Annotated in this window: 14 protein-coding genes; 7 read left to right on the forward strand and 7 right to left on the reverse strand. The window is 50.4% G+C overall.

What is annotated here, in order from left to right; genetic code table 11:
- The first annotated feature begins 62 nt into the window (after positions 1-62).
- On the forward strand, positions 63-1901 hold the full coding sequence (gene ilvD, locus QEZ41_RS05220) for a dihydroxy-acid dehydratase (protein ID WP_289410334.1): 1839 nt from the start codon (positions 63-65) through the stop codon (positions 1899-1901).
- A gap of 55 nt (positions 1902-1956) precedes the next feature.
- Here the strand turns inward: ilvD and QEZ41_RS05225 are convergent, their stop codons facing one another.
- Genes QEZ41_RS05225 through QEZ41_RS05240 form a run of 4 tightly spaced genes read right to left on the reverse strand, consistent with a single transcriptional unit; the run spans position 1957 to position 6246 of the window.
- Positions 1957-2850, reverse strand: a complete 894-nt coding sequence (locus QEZ41_RS05225; RefSeq protein WP_289410335.1) for a lysophospholipid acyltransferase — start codon at positions 2848-2850, stop codon at positions 1957-1959.
- Positions 2851-2885: 35 nt separating this feature from the next.
- Positions 2886-3464, reverse strand: a complete 579-nt coding sequence (gene rsmD, locus QEZ41_RS05230) for a 16S rRNA (guanine(966)-N(2))-methyltransferase RsmD (protein ID WP_289410336.1) — start codon at positions 3462-3464, stop codon at positions 2886-2888.
- Positions 3464-4903 (reverse strand): M16 family metallopeptidase, encoded by a 1440-nt coding sequence (locus QEZ41_RS05235; RefSeq protein ID WP_434556794.1) that lies wholly within the window; start codon positions 4901-4903, stop codon positions 3464-3466. The genes rsmD and QEZ41_RS05235 overlap by 1 nt, the downstream gene beginning before the upstream one ends.
- Complete coding sequence (locus QEZ41_RS05240) at positions 4900-6246, reverse strand: M16 family metallopeptidase (protein WP_289410337.1); 1347 nt, start codon at positions 6244-6246, stop codon at positions 4900-4902. The genes QEZ41_RS05235 and QEZ41_RS05240 overlap by 4 nt, the downstream gene beginning before the upstream one ends.
- 330 nt (positions 6247-6576) lie before the next feature.
- On the opposite strand from QEZ41_RS05240, the gene ftsY reads away from it, so the two are divergent.
- The 4 genes from ftsY to rpoH all read left to right on the forward strand — a co-directional run bounded on the left by ftsY (position 6577) and on the right by rpoH (position 10462).
- Positions 6577-7821, forward strand: coding sequence for a signal recognition particle-docking protein FtsY (ftsY, locus tag QEZ41_RS05245; protein WP_289410338.1), 1245 nt, complete (start codon positions 6577-6579; stop codon positions 7819-7821).
- Positions 7818-8489, forward strand: coding sequence for a cell division ATP-binding protein FtsE (gene ftsE, locus QEZ41_RS05250; protein WP_289410339.1), 672 nt, complete (start codon positions 7818-7820; stop codon positions 8487-8489). The genes ftsY and ftsE overlap by 4 nt, the downstream gene beginning before the upstream one ends.
- Positions 8486-9499: a permease-like cell division protein FtsX gene (gene ftsX, locus QEZ41_RS05255; RefSeq protein ID WP_289410340.1), complete on the forward strand. Its 1014-nt coding sequence runs from the start codon at positions 8486-8488 to the stop codon at positions 9497-9499. The genes ftsE and ftsX overlap by 4 nt, the downstream gene beginning before the upstream one ends.
- 105 nt (positions 9500-9604) lie before the next feature.
- Positions 9605-10462, forward strand: a complete 858-nt coding sequence (rpoH, locus tag QEZ41_RS05260) for an RNA polymerase sigma factor RpoH (RefSeq protein WP_289410341.1) — start codon at positions 9605-9607, stop codon at positions 10460-10462.
- Between the two features lie 83 nt (positions 10463-10545).
- Here rpoH and QEZ41_RS05265 read toward each other — a convergent pair whose 3' ends face one another.
- Complete coding sequence (locus QEZ41_RS05265; protein ID WP_289410342.1) at positions 10546-11754, reverse strand: multidrug effflux MFS transporter; 1209 nt, start codon at positions 11752-11754, stop codon at positions 10546-10548.
- Between the two features lie 159 nt (positions 11755-11913).
- Positions 11914-13926, reverse strand: coding sequence for a DNA helicase Rep (gene rep / locus QEZ41_RS05270; protein ID WP_289410343.1), 2013 nt, complete (start codon positions 13924-13926; stop codon positions 11914-11916).
- Positions 13927-14133: 207 nt separating this feature from the next.
- On the opposite strand from rep, the gene QEZ41_RS05275 reads away from it, so the two are divergent.
- On the forward strand, positions 14134-15468 hold the full coding sequence (locus tag QEZ41_RS05275; RefSeq protein ID WP_289410344.1) for an NAD(P)/FAD-dependent oxidoreductase: 1335 nt from the start codon (positions 14134-14136) through the stop codon (positions 15466-15468).
- 12 nt (positions 15469-15480) lie between these two features.
- Complete coding sequence (locus tag QEZ41_RS05280; RefSeq protein WP_289410345.1) at positions 15481-15813, forward strand: hypothetical protein; 333 nt, start codon at positions 15481-15483, stop codon at positions 15811-15813.
- An 83-nt stretch (positions 15814-15896) separates the two neighbouring features.
- On the opposite strand, the gene QEZ41_RS05285 is transcribed toward QEZ41_RS05280, so the two are convergent.
- Complete coding sequence (locus QEZ41_RS05285) at positions 15897-17885, reverse strand: BCCT family transporter (protein WP_289410346.1); 1989 nt, start codon at positions 17883-17885, stop codon at positions 15897-15899.
- Between the last annotated feature and the right edge of the window lie 64 nt (positions 17886-17949).

Here is a 17949-nt window from a genome sequence, read left to right on the forward strand (position 1 = left end):
CCGGCTACGGCAGCGTAGAATCAAGTGTTATTTTCATTCACCAATTTTTGCAGGAAGTTGTCATGCCTGATTACCGCTCAAAAACCTCCACCTTCGGCCGCAACATGGCTGGCGCCCGTGCCCTGTGGCGCGCCACCGGCATGAAGGACGAAGACTTCAAAAAACCCATCATTGCCATTGCCAACTCTTTTACCCAGTTTGTGCCCGGTCACGTGCATCTGAAAGACATGGGTCAACTGGTGGCGCGTGAGATTGAACGCGCTGGTGGCGTGGCGAAGGAGTTTAACACTATAGCCGTGGATGACGGTATTGCCATGGGCCACGACGGCATGCTGTATTCGCTGCCCAGCCGTGAAATCATCGCCGACTCGGTCGAATACATGGCCAACGCCCACTGCGCCGATGCGCTGGTGTGCATCTCCAACTGCGACAAGATCACCCCCGGAATGCTGATGGCCGCGCTGCGCCTGAACATCCCGGTGGTATTCGTCTCCGGCGGGCCGATGGAAGCCGGCAAGACCAAGCTGGCCAGCCACGGCCTCGACCTGATCGACGCCATGGTGGTGGCCGCCGACGACTCCTGCTCCGACGAGAAAGTCGCCGAGTACGAGCGCAGCGCCTGCCCCACCTGCGGCAGCTGCTCGGGCATGTTCACCGCCAACTCGATGAACTGCCTGACCGAGGCTCTCGGTCTGTCCCTGCCCGGCAACGGCACCACCCTGGCCACCCACGCCGACCGTGAGCAGCTGTTTCTGGAAGCAGCACGCACCATCGTTGACCTGACCCAGCGCTACTATCGTGACGGCGACGAATCCGTACTGCCGCGCAACATCGCCAATTTCAAGGCGTTTGAAAACGCCATGACCATGGACATCGCCATGGGCGGCTCGACCAACACCATTCTGCACCTGCTGGCTGCGGCCCAGGAAGGCGAGGTGGACTTCGACCTGAAGGACATCGACCGTCTGTCGCGCAAGGTACCCGAGCTGTGCAAGGTCGCACCGAATATCGAAAAATATCACATGGAAGATGTGCACCGTGCCGGCGGCATCTTTGCCATTCTCGGCGAGCTGGCCCGTGGCGGCCTGCTGCACACCGACCTGCCCACCGTACACAGCAAAACCATGGCCGAGGCCATCGCCAAGTGGGACATTACCCAAACCAATGATCCTGCTGTACACGAGTTCTACAAGGCCGGCCCCGGCGGCATCCCGACCCAGACTGCTTTTAGCCAGGCGACCCGCTGGCCGACGCTGGATCTGGATCGTGAAAAAGGCTGTATCCGCAGTGTCGAGCACGCTTACAACCGCGAAGGCGGCTTGGCCGTACTCTACGGCAACATTGCCGAAGATGGCTGTGTGGTTAAAACCGCCGGTGTGGATCCTTCCATTTGGGTGTTTGAAGGCACGGCGAAAATCTACGAAAGCCAAGACTCAGCGGTAAAGGGTATTTTGGCGGACGAAGTCAAAGCCAGCGATGTGGTGATTATTCGCTATGAAGGGCCTAAAGGCGGTCCGGGCATGCAGGAAATGCTGTATCCAACCAGCTACCTGAAATCCAAAGGCTTGGGCGAGCACTGTGCCTTGCTGACGGACGGTCGTTTTTCAGGTGGCACCTCGGGCTTATCCATTGGTCATGCTTCTCCAGAAGCGGCGGCTGGCGGTGCTATTGGCTTGGTGCAGGATGGCGATAAAATAAAAATTGATATCCCAGCGCGCAGTATTCAACTACAGGTCAGTGATGCTGAGCTCGCCGAGCGCCGTGCGGCGCAAGATAAGAAAGGCTGGAAGCCGGTTGAGCTGCGACCACGCAAAGTAAGTACCGCGCTAAAAGCCTATGCATTGCTGGCTACCAGTGCTGACAAAGGAGCAGTACGTAACAAGGCTATGCTAGAAGACTAACGCAGCAGTCACTGGCTAGCCCTGGGGTTAGCCAGTGAATCTGTAAGCAAGCTGATCAATACCAGCGTTTTTCAAGACCAGGACGGCGACGAAAACGCTTCATGGTCCACATGTACTGAGACGGCCAGCGTCGTACATAGTTTTCTAGTACACGGCCCATGGCAGCGACCGACGTTTCAGTGTCAGTGCTATACATGTCATCTGGCGCAGCTTCAAGCAGCACTTTAAAGCCGCTACCGTCTTCTAAGCGTACAGCGTGCAGAAATACCGCGGCAACTCGGTCTTGCTTGCCGCTGATCATGCCGGCAATAAACTTACTCGTTAACGCCTGTGTACCAAGAAAAGGTACAAATACGCCAGATTTAAGACTGGGCTCTGGATCTGCAGGGATACCAACTGCACCGCCCTTGCGCACTTCTTTAATGACGCTAATAATGCCTTGCTTGGTGGAGGGTGCAACTTGGTTGCCCATTTGGCGACGCTGTTTTTTTAGTAACTCGTCCAGCGCTTTGAGCTTGGGTGGCCGATAGAATACTAATGGCTTGCATTGTTTGCTGTAAAAGTGATTAAGCACTTCCCAGTTACCTAAATGGCTGGTAATGCCTACTATGGCTTTGCCGCTGACTATTGCCTGTTGTAAAACTTCGAGTCCTTCCACTGAGCGCACACGTTGTAAGGTTTTCTCTGCTGGCCAAATCCACGCGCAAGCGCTCTCAGCAAACGTTTTACCGATACTCTTAAGGCTTTGGCGAGTCAGTTGGTCAACAGCTTTATTGTCCAACTCTGGAAAGCAGTGGGTTAGGTTGATTTGCGCAATTTTCTTTGAACGATTTGGCGTGACCCACATCAACCAGCCTAAAAAACTGCCCAGCCACTGCACTGCTCGCCAGGGCAGCAAGGCAATGGCGTGAATAAGAGTTAATGCGAGGACGCCCTTAAGTTTTTCCAAAACAAGCTCCTAATTACAACTATCTACTGGGTAGGCTAAGCTCTTTGCCACAGCGCATAATATACTTTGCCTGCATGCTTTTCACGGTGTAGTAGCCAGCTGTGTGGCACAGCCAGCATTGAAGGTGCTTGTTCGCTTTCGGTATAGATCCAAGCGTCTGTGTTTAACCATCCTTGCTGTTCTAACAGGTGGCAACTTTTAAGCAATAAATCTTGATGGAAAGGTGGATCCAGTAAGGCGATGTCAAAGCTTTGCTCTGCGGGACGTTCCAGAAAGCTTAGTGCATTGTGTTGCACTACCTGTGCGTTAGTACAGCCTAAAATCTGTAGGTTTTGTTGCAGGCTGTTACAGGCGTGACGGTCCAGTTCGACGGCCAAGCCAGATGCTGCGCCGCGCGATAAACCTTCAAAAAATAGCGCGCCACTGCCAGCAAACACGTCAAGAATATGTGCGCCCGCAATCGTAGGCGCTAACCAGTTATAGAGTGTTTCACGGACGCGATCTGGGGTGGGACGTAAACCCTGCACATCAGGAAAACTCAGTTTGCGCGAACGCCATTGTCCGCCAATAATGCGCAGTTGATTGTTGCTTTGTTTGTGGTTTGCGCGCGCCATCAGTGTTGATGCCCTTGAGGTTGTGCGTTACGAATAACAGGCTCAGGTAAGGGCAGTTGCGGCACACTTGGACCAACTGTCACCACGACCAATGCGTCGGGCTGAATATGATTGCGCAAAGCAGTATTTAACTGCTCAAGCGTAAGCTGCTGCACATCCTGCATGAGTGTTTCCAGCCAGTTAAGCGGCAGATCATAAAAACCAATAGCACCTAGCTGTCCAACAATAGCTGCATTGCTAGCAGCGCTAAGCGGGAAGCTGCCGAGAAACTCTTGTTTAGCCGTAGCCAACTCGGCTTCGGTGGGACCGTTCTGGACGTACTCGCTTAATAGCTCGCGCACAAAGCCCAGTGTGGCCTCGCTCAATTCAGCACGGGTTTGTACGCTGATAGTGAAGGGTCCCTGCGCTTGCATAGGACTGAAGCTGGAATAAATTCCGTAAGTCAGTCCACGCTTTTCGCGTACTTCCTCCATTAAGCGACTGCCAAAGCCACTGCCGCCCAGTATTTGGTTGGCGATAAATAGCGCTGCATAGTCAGGGTGCCCACGCTCAATGCCAAGCTGGGCTAGCAGGATATGTGTTTGATTGGAAGGAAACTCAATATGCAGATGCGTAGCCTTGGGCGTTTGTGGCTGGGGTGTTTTGCTTGCGGCTACACCTTGGGGTAGAGCGCGGCTAATCTGCTCAGCGATTGCCTCAGCATCTTGGCGGGTTAGGTTACCGACCAGAGCGAGTTGTGCATTGTGGGCGTTGTAGTATGTCTGATAAAAATCCGCCAGCTGTTGGCGCTTAAGCCTGGGTATTGTTTGCTCGGTACCTGCGCTGGGGTGCGCATAAGGATGCGTGCCATATAGCTGGGCAAATAGGGCGCGGTTGGCGATATGGCTAGGGATTTTCTTTTGCTGCTCAAAACTTGCCAGCAGTTGATTTTGCACACGTTGTATTGCTTGGACTGGAAAGTTAGGGCGGGTAATAACCTCGGCAAATAATTCAACAGCAGGTTGGCTGAGCTCAGCGGTGCTGAGGGTGCGTAGTGACAGTATCGCCATGTCTCTGTAGCTGCCCTGATTAAATTCAGCACCAAGAGCTTCAAAGGCCTGAGCAATTTGGTCAGCGTTATACTTGTTGGTTCCAGCTCCGATAAGAGAGTTGGTCAGCTGGGCCAAACCATAGGCTGCGCCTTCTTGGCTGCTGCCCGCGGCAAAGGTAAGTTGTAAATCCAACATGGGCAGCTCGTCGGATTGGACAAAAAACACTTTAGTGCCTGAGGCTGTTTGCCAAGTTTGTATGTCCAAAATGCGCCGAGCTGGCGCGTCCACATTTAAGCGCTGCAGGCTGGTGATTTTGCTGTCTTGCGGCTGTGTTGTTGATAAGCTGCAACCTGAAATAGACAGGCCGATGACAAGCAAAAGGCTAAAAGAAATTAAGCGCTGCATCATGGGCGAGTCTCCTCGGGCAGACTGTGCAGGGTGATTGAACGGCTAGCGGTAAAATAACGCTGTGCCGCGCTTTGAATATCGGTTGCCGTGATGGCGTTAAGCGAGTCGACATCGGATTCCAGAAGGCGCCATGACAGCCCGGCTGTTTCCAGCATGCCAATCATGCGTGCTTGGTTGTTGATGGAGTCTTGTGCGTAAACTTCAGCGGCAATAACTTGAGCGCGTACGCGTTTGAGCTCTGCTTGTGTGGGTGGATTTGTTTGTAGGTCTTTCAGCTGTTGCCACAGAGCTTGCTCGACGCTCTCTAGGCTGACACCTTTTTGCACATTAGGCGTGGCGGATAATACAAACAGACTATCGCCACGGCTAAAAGCGTCATACCATGCGCTGGCGCCGGCGACTAGCTCTTGCTTGCGTTCTAGCTGGCTGGCTAAACGCGCACTGTCACCACCATCGAGCAGTGCGCTGATGAGACGCAATGCATGAATGTCTTTTTGGTTCTCGGCAGTTTTCAAACTTGGCACGTTGAAACCCAACATTAAGCTAGGAAGCTGGGTTTTTAGATGGAGGGTTAAACGCCGCTCACCGGGTTCCGCGAGTTCAATAGGTGTTTTAGCCACTGGAATTTGGCGCGCCGGGATAGCAGCGAAATGACGTTTAACGAGTGTTTTTATTTCATCCAGCTGTACATCACCAACAATTACTAAAACCGCGTTATTCGGTGCATACCAGTCGTTATGCCATTGACGCAAATCCTCGATGGTCATGCGCTCCAGATCATGCATCCAGCCGATGGTGGGAATATGGTAGCTGCTGGCTGGGTAAGCCAGCGCCTTAAAACGCTCATAGGCTAAGCCGCTGGGCCGGTCATCGGTACGCATCCTGCGCTCTTCTTTAATGACTTCAATTTCACGCAAAAACTCATCTTCAGGCAGGGTTAAACTCGCGAGTCGGTCCGCTTCCATTTCCAGCGCAACTTCTAAACGATCACGAGCCAGAACCTGATAATAAGCGGTGTAGTCGTCACTGGTGAAAGCGTTTTCATTAGCGCCAAGCTCACGTAAAATGCGCGAAGATTCACCGGGTCCAAGTTTGCTGCTGCCTTTAAACATCATATGTTCCAGGGCGTGCGCAAGCCCAGTGCTGCCCGGTACCTCATAGCTGGAGCCGACCTTGTACCACAGCTGACTGACCACAATCGGCGCGCGATGGTCTTCACGCACAATCACCTTTAGACCGTTATCTAAGCTGAATTCGTGAGTAGTGGGATTGCTGGCGGCACTGGTTGGCAGACTTATGAGAGCAAATAACAATATGAAAGTATTTATACTGGGGCGAATCATAGTGGTTTTTAGCCTTATAACTAGCTGTAATTCTTAGTTTAACCTAGGGATAAGTGCTAGGATAGCACGCTTAAAGAAACACTGAAAAAATGCCTGAGACGCGGAACCCTATTGTTATACGCCGTACAAAAGTGTCTCTGTATGCATGGGTTGGACGAGCTTTGCGCGTCAATCACACTATGCATAACAGCGTATCGCGCGCAGCAATTTCCAAGTTTCTGACACCTATTTTGTCATAACCCAGCGCTTCCTAAGATAGCCAATCAATTAATTGGTTCCAGCGCCGTTAATAACCCGCCTGATTTACAGGCCGAATTTGAATTTAAAACTATGCTTTCTTGGTTTCGTAAAAAAGATAAAGACAAAGCTGTAGAGCAAGATGTAACTACAGAACAAGAACACAGCCCTGCATTATTAGGTGCGGGACCGCCAGACGCCATCGCCGAACCTGCGCTAGAACAGCAGGCTGTTGCGCTTGTCGAAAAACCGCACGCTGAGTCTGAGCAATTAGAACTGCCTGAAGAGGCAGCTATTGCACAGGTAGCAGTTGAGCCAGAACCAGAACCAGAACTAGAAGCCGAACCTGAGCCAGAGTCCCCGCAGGAACAGCCGATCGTCGAAACCGCCGCCGCTACTGCCGAAAGTAAAAAAGGCTGGTTTGCGCGTTTGCGTCAAGGGTTAGCCAAGACCAGCGCCAACTTTGGCGAAGGGGTGGCAACGCTGTTTTTAGGGCGTAAAACCATTGATGATGAGTTATTCGAGGATCTGGAAACGCATTTAATCACCGCCGACGTGGGCTTAGAAGCAACCGCAGACATTATTGCCAAGCTTACCCAGCGCGTCGCACGCAAAGAGCTGGCCGACAGCGATGCGCTGTACCGTGCGCTGCAGGTTGAGTTGCAAGAATTGTTACAGCCGGTTGAGCAGCCAATGCCGTTGGACGGCAAATCACCCCAGGTTATTCTGGTGGTAGGCGTCAATGGCGCGGGTAAAACCACCACCATTGGCAAACTGGCTTCGCGTTTACAGAAAGAAGGCAAAAAAGTCATGCTTGCCGCTGGAGATACCTTCCGTGCGGCAGCCGTTGAACAATTACAGGTTTGGGGTGAGCGCAATAAAGTTCCAGTGATTGCCCAGCACACGGGGGCGGATTCTGCCTCGGTGATTTTTGATGCGGTGCAAGCCGCACAAGCGCGCGGCGTTGACGTGTTGATTGCGGATACCGCGGGACGCTTGCATAATAAAGACAATCTTATGGAAGAGTTGAAAAAAGTGCAGCGGGTAATGTCGCGCTTGGATGAAAATGCACCCCATGAAGTGTTATTAGTGCTTGATGCGAGCACGGGACAGAATGCGATTAACCAAACCCGCCAGTTCAATGAAGCAGTTAAAGTCACAGGCTTGGTGTTAACCAAGCTGGATGGCACGGCCAAAGGTGGAGTGATTTTCGCTTTGGCCAAACACTTTGCTATTCCAGTGCGTTTTATTGGTGTGGGCGAGGGCATTGATGATTTGCGTCCCTTCGTGGCGAAAGACTTTGTCCAAGCACTGTTTAGTCACAAGGAGAGTGAATGATTCGTTTTGAGAAGGTCGCTAAGCGCTATCCAAATGGCCATATCGGTCTGCACGAGTTAAGCGTTCATGTGCGTCGCGGTGAATTTCTCTTTGTTACCGGCCATTCTGGCGCAGGTAAAACGACTTTGTTGCGATTATTATTGGCGATGGAACGTCCTACCAGCGGCAAGTTGCTGCTGGCAGGACAAGATTTAGCCAAAATTCGTAACTCACAAATCCCTTTTTTACGTCGGCAAATAGGCGTGGTGTTTCAAAACCATCAGCTGCTGTTTGATCGTTCCGTGTTTGATAATGTTGCTCTGCCCTTGCATATTATGGGCTTGGGTCAGGATGAAATTAATGCCCGTGTCAGTCAAGCCTTAGAACATGTCAGTTTAAAGGATAAGGCCATGCAAGCGCCTGCTGATTTGTCGACAGGTCAGCAGCAGCGCGTGGGCATTGCTCGTGCCATTGTGCATCAGCCCGCCTTGTTACTGGCTGATGAACCTACCGGGAACCTGGATCCGCGTTTAGCCGCTGAAATTATGGCTGTGTTTGAAGATATTAACCGCCACGGCACCACCGTAATGATAGCCAGTCATGACTTGGCACTGATTGCCCGCATGCGTCAGCGTATGCTTACGTTGCAGCGTGGTCGATTGATTGGCGATGGGGAGTCGGGCTTATGAGTAAGCGCATTACACCCGATCAGCCAGGCAAGCGTATTGGCGCAGCAGAGCGGGCAAAAATAGACGGTCCACCCGTAGAAAACACGGCAGTGCTGGCCCAGCTTAAAGCTTGGGTGATCAGCCATAAATTTAGCTGTATGGACAGTCTTAAGCGCTTGTTACGCCAGCCCTTTGGCAGTTTTTTTACCTGCTTGGTAATTGCGGTAGCGTTGAGTTTGCCCATGGGTTTAACTCTGCTGCTAAAAAACCTCAATGAACTTGGTGGTACATGGCAACAAGCCGCGCAAATATCTGTTTTTTTAGATTTAAAAGCAACACCTGCGGAAGGTCAGTCACTACAAAAGCGCCTTTTAAAGCACCCCAGTGTGGCGCAGGTGGAATGGATCAGCCAAGAGCAGGCGCTCAAGGATTTTCAGTCGTTTTCTGGCTTAGGTCAGGCGCTGCAGGATTTACCGCAAAACCCATTGCCTAGTAGTTTGCTGGTGACACCTAAACAGGTAGAGAAAGCCGAGCTCAATCGTTTGGCAGAAGAAATTAAAGGGTTGCCGAAAGTACAGCAAGTGCAGTTGGATATTCTTTGGGTTGAGCGCTTGGTGGCTATTTTACAGTTAGGCGAGCGATTTATTTTTGCGCTAACGGTTATGCTCATAGCCGCACTGTTGCTGGTGGTGGGTAATACCATCAGGCTGCATATCGAAAACCGTCGTATTGAGATTGAAGTCACTAAGCTTGTGGGCGGCACAGATAGCTATGTGCGGCGGCCTTTTCTTTATATGGGCGTGCTCTATGGTTTGGGCGGTGGTGTACTGGCTTGGTTGATGCTGCTGTGGGGTTTGAGCTGGCTCAATGAGTCCGTGGTGCAGTTGGCAGAGTTGTATGGCAGCGACTTCAGCTTGGCAGGCGTACCGATAGAAGATGGATTTTCTCTGTTATTTGGTGCATTATTACTCGGTTATTTTGCTGCTTGGCTAGCAGTGGCCAAACACTTACGCGAATTATTACCATCATAGTTGTTAAGGCTAAGCAGTTGTTTAGCTGGCTGAAAGTGAACTTATCCACAGCTTTACAGTCCTATGTTTAGTTACCCGCAAGACTGTAACAAGGGGGAGATTTCAATGACTACAACCGCATTGCAAACAGTACAGCTGTTAAATGCAGGCGCCAACTTGCAAACCTATGTGCACTCGGTAAACAGCATTCCTTTGCTGACACCCGAACAAGAGCGCGAGTTAGGCGAGCGACTTTATTATGAGCAAGATGTAGATGCAGCCCGCCAATTGGTGATGGCGCATTTACGCTTTGTTGTGCACATAGCCCGTAGTTATTCCGGTTATGGCTTAGCCCAAGCTGACCTTATTCAAGAAGGTAATGTGGGCTTGATGAAGGCTGTAAAACGTTTTAATCCTGAAAAAGGCGTACGTCTGGTTTCATTCGCTGTGCATTGGATTAAAGCGGAAATTCATGAGTTCGTATTACGCAACTGGCGGATTGTTAAAATCGCAACGACTAAGGCACAGCGTAAGTTGTTCTTTAATCTGCGTAGCCAAAAGAAAAAGCTCAATTGGTTAAACCAAAGTGAAGCCCAAGCAGTAGCGGATACTTTGGGTGTTGAAGTGCGTGAAGTGCATGAAATGGAAAGTCGCTTGACTGGCTGTGATATGACCTTTGATCCGCTTGATGCAGATGACGATGACAGCAGCTACGTAGCACCCGCCAATTACCTAGAAGACGTTAGCTATGATCCCGCTTTACGCTATGAAAAAGAGCATACGGCAGAAAGCGAAAGCAGCAACCTGTATTCTGCTTTGAAACTGCTGGATGAGCGTAGCCGAGATATTTTGCAGCAGCGTTGGTTAAGTGATGAAAAGGTAACCTTGCATCAATTGGCTGAAAAATATGGCGTATCCGCTGAACGTATTCGTCAGTTAGAAAAAAATGCGATGAACAAAATTAAAGGTACTATGCAAGCCTAGCTAGCATCAGCTCGGTGTGTATAAAAAGGCGACTGCGAAGGTCGCCTTTTTTGTGGTCTGCCGTTACTCAGCCGCTGGAGGCATTAGTCGGTTTGTCGGCTAGGTATTGAAGCATGGGTGGCGACATAGCACAGCACTAAGGCGGTGCTGCTGAAACCGAGTAAGCTCAGTGGCAGCGTGTAGAGCGTGGTTGGGGCAAGGTTGATGATAAAGCCCAGCACACCCGCCAGTAAAAACTGCATAACACCCATTAACGATGAAGCGATGCCGGCAAAATCGCGCGCATAACCCATGGTTACAGCGGTTAAATTGCCAGTTATCATGCCGAGCATGGATAAGCATAAACCCAATAAAACCGCGTAACTCCATGCCTGTGCCGCGTTAAAAAAGACCAGCACCGTCAGTAGGCTGGCAAGGCTAATAAAACCGATTAAGCCTAAAAATAATACATAAAGAGGTTTGCGTCGTCTTAATAGGCGCAGATTGATTTGGCTGCTAACGATCATACCGCAGGCACTGGCGCCAAAAATCAAACTGTAATGCGCCGGTGATAAGCCAAAGTGCTCAATAAACACAAAGGGTGAATTGCTGATATAGGTGAACAAGCCACCAACAAGAAAGCCTGAAGCTAAGGTGTAAAGCAAATAACGCGGATGGCTGAGTAACTTAAAATAATTACTGCTGATATTGCGGGCGGAAATAGGAATGCGTTTTTCTGGTGCCAGTGTTTCCGGCAGCAGCTTCAGACTGAACAGCCCAGCGACAGCGCCTGCAGCGACTAAAACCCAGAAAATCAGCTGCCAAGGACCCAGAAATAACACTACGCTGCCGATAATCGGTGCGGTAATGGGGGCGATCATCATCACCTGCATCAGCATAGAAAATGCACGGGCTGCGTCAGGCACATCGCAGGTGTCGGCGATGATAGCCCTAGGTGTAACTGAACCTGCAGCCGCACCTAATGCTTGAATAAAACGCGCAACTAATAGCATCTCAAAACTGTGCGCTAGTGCTGCCAATAGTGAACCAAGGGTAAACAGGCTAATGCCCACGAGCATGGGCTTGCGCCGACCGTATCGATCCAGCAGCGGCCCATACAGCCCTTGGCCTACAGCTAGCCCGAGCAAGAAAATGGTTATGGTTTGCTGAACCTGCCCGGCACTGATATTGAGATCGATACCTATTACCGGAAATGCCGGCAAATACATATCAATGGCGGCGGCCACTAAGGCGTTAAGAGAAGCCAGTAAAACAATAAGTTTTAGGCTGATGGTGGTGATCGTTGGTTTCATAAAATAAGTTAGCTTGCTAGCAAATTAGATTAACACAAAACCCGTCAGGCAAATGCTGATTAACGAACATTCTGTGGTACAGAGTGAGGTGCAGCGCGCAAAGAAGGTCGGTTGTTAATGACAAGAAAAAACGGCATAAAGCGTAGCGGATAAAACTAATTAGCCCTTACTTAACATCGCACGAATATCCGCTAGAGCGCTGGCAGCTCGCGCTTGTTTCACTTCTTTGGGGGCTTCGTCTAGTCCTTCCCAAATTAAATCTTCCTTGGGCAGTTCATCTAAAAAACGGCTGGGGGTACAATCTATTACCTCGCCATATTGTTTGCGCTTATTGGCATAGGTTAGGGTGAGCTTTTCACGAGCGCGAGTAATTCCTACATAGGCCAAACGTCGTTCCTCCTCAACGGTATCGGCTTCAATGCTGGAGCGGTGGGGCAAGATTTCTTCCTCAACACCCATAATGTAGACACTGGGGAATTCCAAACCTTTAGATGCATGCAAGGTCATCATCTGTACGCCGTCAGCACCATCAGCTTCTTCCTCTTGCCGTTCGAGCATGTCGCGCAAGACCAGTTTGGCGATGGCATCCTCAATGGTCAGCTCACCGTCTTCGTCACGTTCGAGGGTGTTTTTTAGCGCTTCAATCAGAAACTGTACGTTAGCCATGCGGTATTCGGCAGCTTTTTCGCTGGAACTGTTTTGGCGGATCCAGTTGTTATAATCGATATCCAGCAGCATTTCTTGCAATGCAGCAATAGGGTCGTCACCGAAACAGCGCTGGCGCAGCTTATCCATATAATGCTTAAATCGTGCTAAACGCTCAGTGAAACGGCTGCTGAGGTGCTCGCTTAAACCCAGCTCGGCACTGGCTTCATATAACGATAGCTCGCGCTGTGTAGCGTAGACGCTGAGTTTTTCCAGTGTGGTGGAACCAATCTCACGGCGCGGCACGTTAATCACTCGTAAATAGGCATTGTCGTCATCTGGATTCACCAGCAACCGCAAATAAGCCATTAGGTCTTTGACTTCCTGACGGCTGAAAAAACTGGTGCCGCCGCTTAACCGGTAAGGCACTTTGTGCACCTGCAGTTTGAGCTCCATCAGCTTGGCTTGGTAGTTACCCCGGTAGAGAATGGCGAAATCACTGTACGGGCGATCGGTGCGAATGTGCTCTGTGAGGATTTCCAGCGCTATGCGCTCGGCTTCGGCATCTTCGTTGCGGCAACGCAGCACACGGATTTCATCACCAAAACCCATGTCGCTCCACAGCTGCTTGGTAAAGGCATGCGGGTTGTTGGCAATCAGAGTGTTGGCGCACTTGAGAATGCGGCCAGTGGAGCGGTAGTTTTGCTCCAGCATGACCACTTTTAACGAAGGGAAGTCGGTTTTAAGCAGCTCAAGGTTTTCTGGCCGCGCGCCACGCCAAGCATAAATCGACTGGTCATCATCACCCACCACGGTAAATTGTGCACGTTCTTTAACCAGCAGTTTAACCAGCAAGTATTGGCTGGCGTTGGTGTCTTGGTACTCATCGACCAGCATGTAGCGGATGCGATTGCGCCATTTTTCCAGCACATCCGGATTGTCTTGCAGCAATTTGACGGGTTGTAAAATCAGGTCGTCAAAATCCAGCGCGTTATAGGCTTTCAGTGTGCGTTGGTAGTGAATGTAGACCACAGCGGCGGTTTGTTCTTTAGGCGTGCGTGCTTGTTCCAAGGCCTGCTCGGGCATAATCAGGTCGTTCTTCCAGCTGCCAATCAGCTGCCTGATTTCATCCACACCGTCATCGCCGGCGTATTCTTTTTGCATGATCTCGGTGAGCAGATTTTTCGTGTCGACATCATCGAAAATTGAAAAACCGGCTTTGTAGCCCAGCAGTTTGTGTTCGCGGCGAATAATATTCAGCCCGAGGTTGTGGAAGGTAGAGACGGTTAAGCCGTGTTTTTCTGCACCGCGCAACAGTGAACCGACCCGCTCTTTCATTTCGCGCGCGGCTTTGTTGGTAAAGGTCACCGCCACGATATGGCGTGCTTGAAAACCGCATTGCTGGATTAGGTAAGCAATTTTTCGGGTAATCACGCTGGTTTTACCAGAGCCAGCACCAGCCAATACCAGCAGCGGACCACTGATGTAACGAACAGCTTCTTGTTGGCGGGGATTGAGTTGGCTCATGATGTTAAGCAGCTACCTCTAGGAGAGTACCTTAGTCGAATTATAGTTAAACAATAAATAATCTAATATGCAGTAGAGCAAATAGTATAGATTTGAGCGCCAGCCCTTGATCGAGCAAATGCGAAACTAACTATATACGTTAACACTTCATAACAGTTATTTCTCTAGCCGTACACTACAGAGTTGTACTCATACGAAGGGTATTTTATGACTGATTTTAAAGACGAAAAAATCGTATTAAGCCGTCGAAGTTTTCTGGCTGCGGGTGCTGCGGTAACCGCTGCAGCGGGCACTGGCTTAAGCCTTAGCGCACCTGCGCAAGCAGCAATAAAAAGCAACGCGCACATAGTAGTAGTTGGCAGCGGTTTGGCCGGCTTAGGTATTGTCAACCGCCTGCGCAAGCAGCTGGATGGCGCAAAAATCACCCTTGTGGACGCGAAAAAAGTCCACCACTATCAGCCAGGTTTTACGCTGATTGCTACCGGCATTTGGCCTAAAGAGAAGGTTAGCGACACCAACCAAGAACTCATACCAGCGGGAGTGGAATGGATTCAGGAAATGGCCAAAGAGTTCAAGCCAGACAGCAATCAGGTCATTACTGATTCTGGCAAAGTTCTAAAATATGATTTTTTGGTGGTCGCTACGGGTCTGCACCTTGATTACAACCAAATTGAAGGCATGGATGAAAAGCGCATTGGCAGCAAAGGGCTGACGTCTGTATATCACAGCCCTGAAATGGCAGAGGCCAGTTGGAAATCCATGGATGAGTTTCGCAAGAAGGGTGGTAAGGCGTTGATGACGCTGCCCGGAACACCGATTAAATGTGCTGGTGCGCCTTTAAAAATGACCTTTATGCTCGCCAACCGTATGGAACAGTCCGGCACCCTCGCCGATTCAGAGATTACCTTCCACTCAGCGGGTACGACAGTCTTCAGCGTACCGGTGATTAACCAGGAAGTGCTGGACCGCTGGCAGAAAATTGGTATTCCGGTCAATTTCCAAAGCAAGTTAGTGGGTATTGATATTGATGCACAGCGTGCCACCTTTGAGCTGGCTGACGGCTCTCGCGTTGAAGAAGACTATGACTTCATTCATGTGCCACCGCCGATGCGCGCGCCGGACTCCGTTAAAAATAGCCCACTGGCGTGGCAAGAAGGTCCTATGGCAGGTGGCGGCTGGCTTGAGGTGGATCCTGGCACTTTGCAGCACAAGCGTTACGCCAACGTATTTGGCGCAGGTGATATTAATGGCACCGGTAAAGGCAAAACTGCAGCGACTGTGAAAAAGAGCGTTCCTATTATCGTGGACAATCTGCTCAGCGTCATGCAGGGATTAGAGCCTAAGCAGATTTTTGATGGCTACACGTCTTGCCCACTGCTGGTGCGCGAAGGTGCTGCTTTGTTGGTCGAGTTTGATTACAAAGATAACCTGACTCCATCCTTACCCTTGGTGCAACCGCTGCAAGACAGCTATTTTGCGTGGTTGCTCAAGTACCGTTTATTCAAGCCCAGCTACATGGCTGTGGCTAAAGGCCGACTATAAGGGGGTACGCATATGTATGAGATTTGGCTGATTATTAACACGTTTTACGAACTGGCCTTGATGAACCTTGGTTTGATCGTGGGTGTTTTTGTGGTGTGGGCCGGTTTAATGGTGGCCACGCAAATCAAAAAAACTCAGCCTTGGTGCACATCGATGAAACCGGCTTTGCTGGTTGCTGTGCTGGTGTGGGTGGTGAGCTTTATGCTCGTGCCCAGCATGACCAAGTCTTCCTTTGCCAACGTGACCTATATTTTAGACTATCTGGTCGTTGCGGGTGTTGCGGCAGCTATCGCCGGCTTAGTTGCGGTGTTTGTCGCGCCGCTGTATCTGCTGGTTAGACGCTAAGCGCTCCGAGTCAGCACTATAAAAAGCCCCTCTAATTAGAGGGGCTTTTTATTGCTAGACATTTTGGTTCGGAGTTTATTCTGTTACTCGCGCACCACATGTAGGAAGTGCATGTGCTGTTCGTATTGATTAAGGATATCCTCAATGACTTCTTCACGTGTCCAACCCATCACATCGTAGTCTTGTCCACCCTCTAACAAATGCACTTCGGCACGGAAGTATTTGCGCTCTTCACGCTCTTCATCGCCCTCATCACCTTGATTGATAAAGTCGGGCAGCACGTACGCACGCGGGCGCACGCAATAGAGAAAGTTAACTTCAGCATCGTGCTGTACTTCAAACTGTACGCGTTTATCCTCACCCTCAGCGCTACGCACTTCCACAGTAAAGCCTTGTTTGCGCAGTTCGTCGGCTACTTCATTACAAGCGGGGGTAACAACCTCATCGAGAAAGCGTTTAACGTGTGTACGACGTGGGAAGTTTACCATGCTACGTAAACGACGTTGCCAACTGCGCGGCGTAGCTCCTAAACGTGAGCCACCCCCAGACTGATAACGCAGTAACTCTTTTTTGGTGACATCCAGCTGCAAGGCTTTAATGAGTCCCCACATACTGGCTAAAAGCACCACAGAGAAAGGCAGTGCACTGGCGATCGTCACGGTTTGCAAAGCTTTTAAACCGCCGCTGATGAGCAAAGCAATAGCAACGATACCCACCGAGGAAGCCCAGAACACACGTTGCCATATAGGTGTGTTTAAGTTACCACCCGAGGCCAGCATATCAATGACCATCGAGCCGGAGTCTGCCGAGGTGACAAAGAACAGCATCACCATGGTCACAGCGACAAAGGATAAAAGACTGCTGAATGGGAAATACTCTAGGAAGTAAAACAAAGCCACAGAAGAGTCAGCACTGACCATATCGGCTAGCCCGGTCATGCCCTGATTAAGGATCATATCAATGGCGCTGTTGCCAAACACCGTCATCCACGCCAGCGTAAAACCAGTGGGTACGAGTAATACACCGGTAATAAATTGGCGAATGGTGCGTCCACGGGAAATCCGCGCAATAAACATCCCGACAAAAGGCGACCAAGAAATCCACCAACCCCAATAAAACAGTGTCCAACCACCAATCCAGTCAGTTGGCTCATAGGCATAGAGGTTGAAGGTTTTATTAATGATTTCGGACAGGTAACTACCGGTATTTTGAATGTAGGATTTAAACAAAAACGCGGTAGGCCCAAACGTCAGTACCAGCAACATGAGAATAACAGCTAAGACTAGCGTGGTCTCAGACAGGCGACGGATACCTTTATCCAGTCCACTGACCACCGAGAGGGTAGCTAACCCTGTGGCGACAATAATTAATACCACCTGCACGGTGACTTTGACCGGTATATCAAACAGATAGTTAAAACCGCTGTTGATCTGCAGTACGCCAAAGCCTAGTGAGGTCGCAATGCCTAATACAGTGCCGATGATGGCAAAAATATCGATGGCATGTCCTATCGGGCCATAGATGCGCTCACCAATTAATGGGTAAAGTGCCGAGCGCAACGTCAACGGCAAACCGTGACGGTAGCTAAAAAACGCCAAGATCAGCGCAACAATCGCATAAATAGACCATGCATGCAGCCCCCAGTGGAAGAAGGTCAGCTTCATCGCCTCTTTGGCGGCTTCTACGGTATTGGGGTCGCCAACGGGCGGGGTAAGAAAGTGCATGACCGGTTCGGCGACACCGAAGAACATCAATCCAATACCCATACCGGCGGCAAATAGCATCGAGAACCAACTGCTGTTGCTGTAATCCGGCTGGCTATGATCAGGTCCGAGTTTGATATCGCCAAAACGGCTAACAGCCAGCACGGTAATACAAATCAAGATCAGTGCGACGGTGAGCACATAGAACCAGCTGACATTCTCCATAATCCAATCTTGGATAGCGCCGAAGAATGTTTGTGCAAAGTCAGGCGCGATACTGGCGAACAGTACCAGAGCAATAATGATTGCTGCAGAGGTATAAAATACAGGGGGGTTTATAGTCCCACTGCGTTGCGTGGGTGTGTGCATAATAACTCCTTTAAGTCAGAGCGAGCATTCTACAGTAATGGTTGAGCTCTGCAAAAAAGTCATG

It is taken from the genome of Thiopseudomonas acetoxidans, assembly GCF_030362935.1.
GTDB classification, from domain to species: domain Bacteria; phylum Pseudomonadota; class Gammaproteobacteria; order Pseudomonadales; family Pseudomonadaceae; genus Thiopseudomonas; species Thiopseudomonas acetoxidans.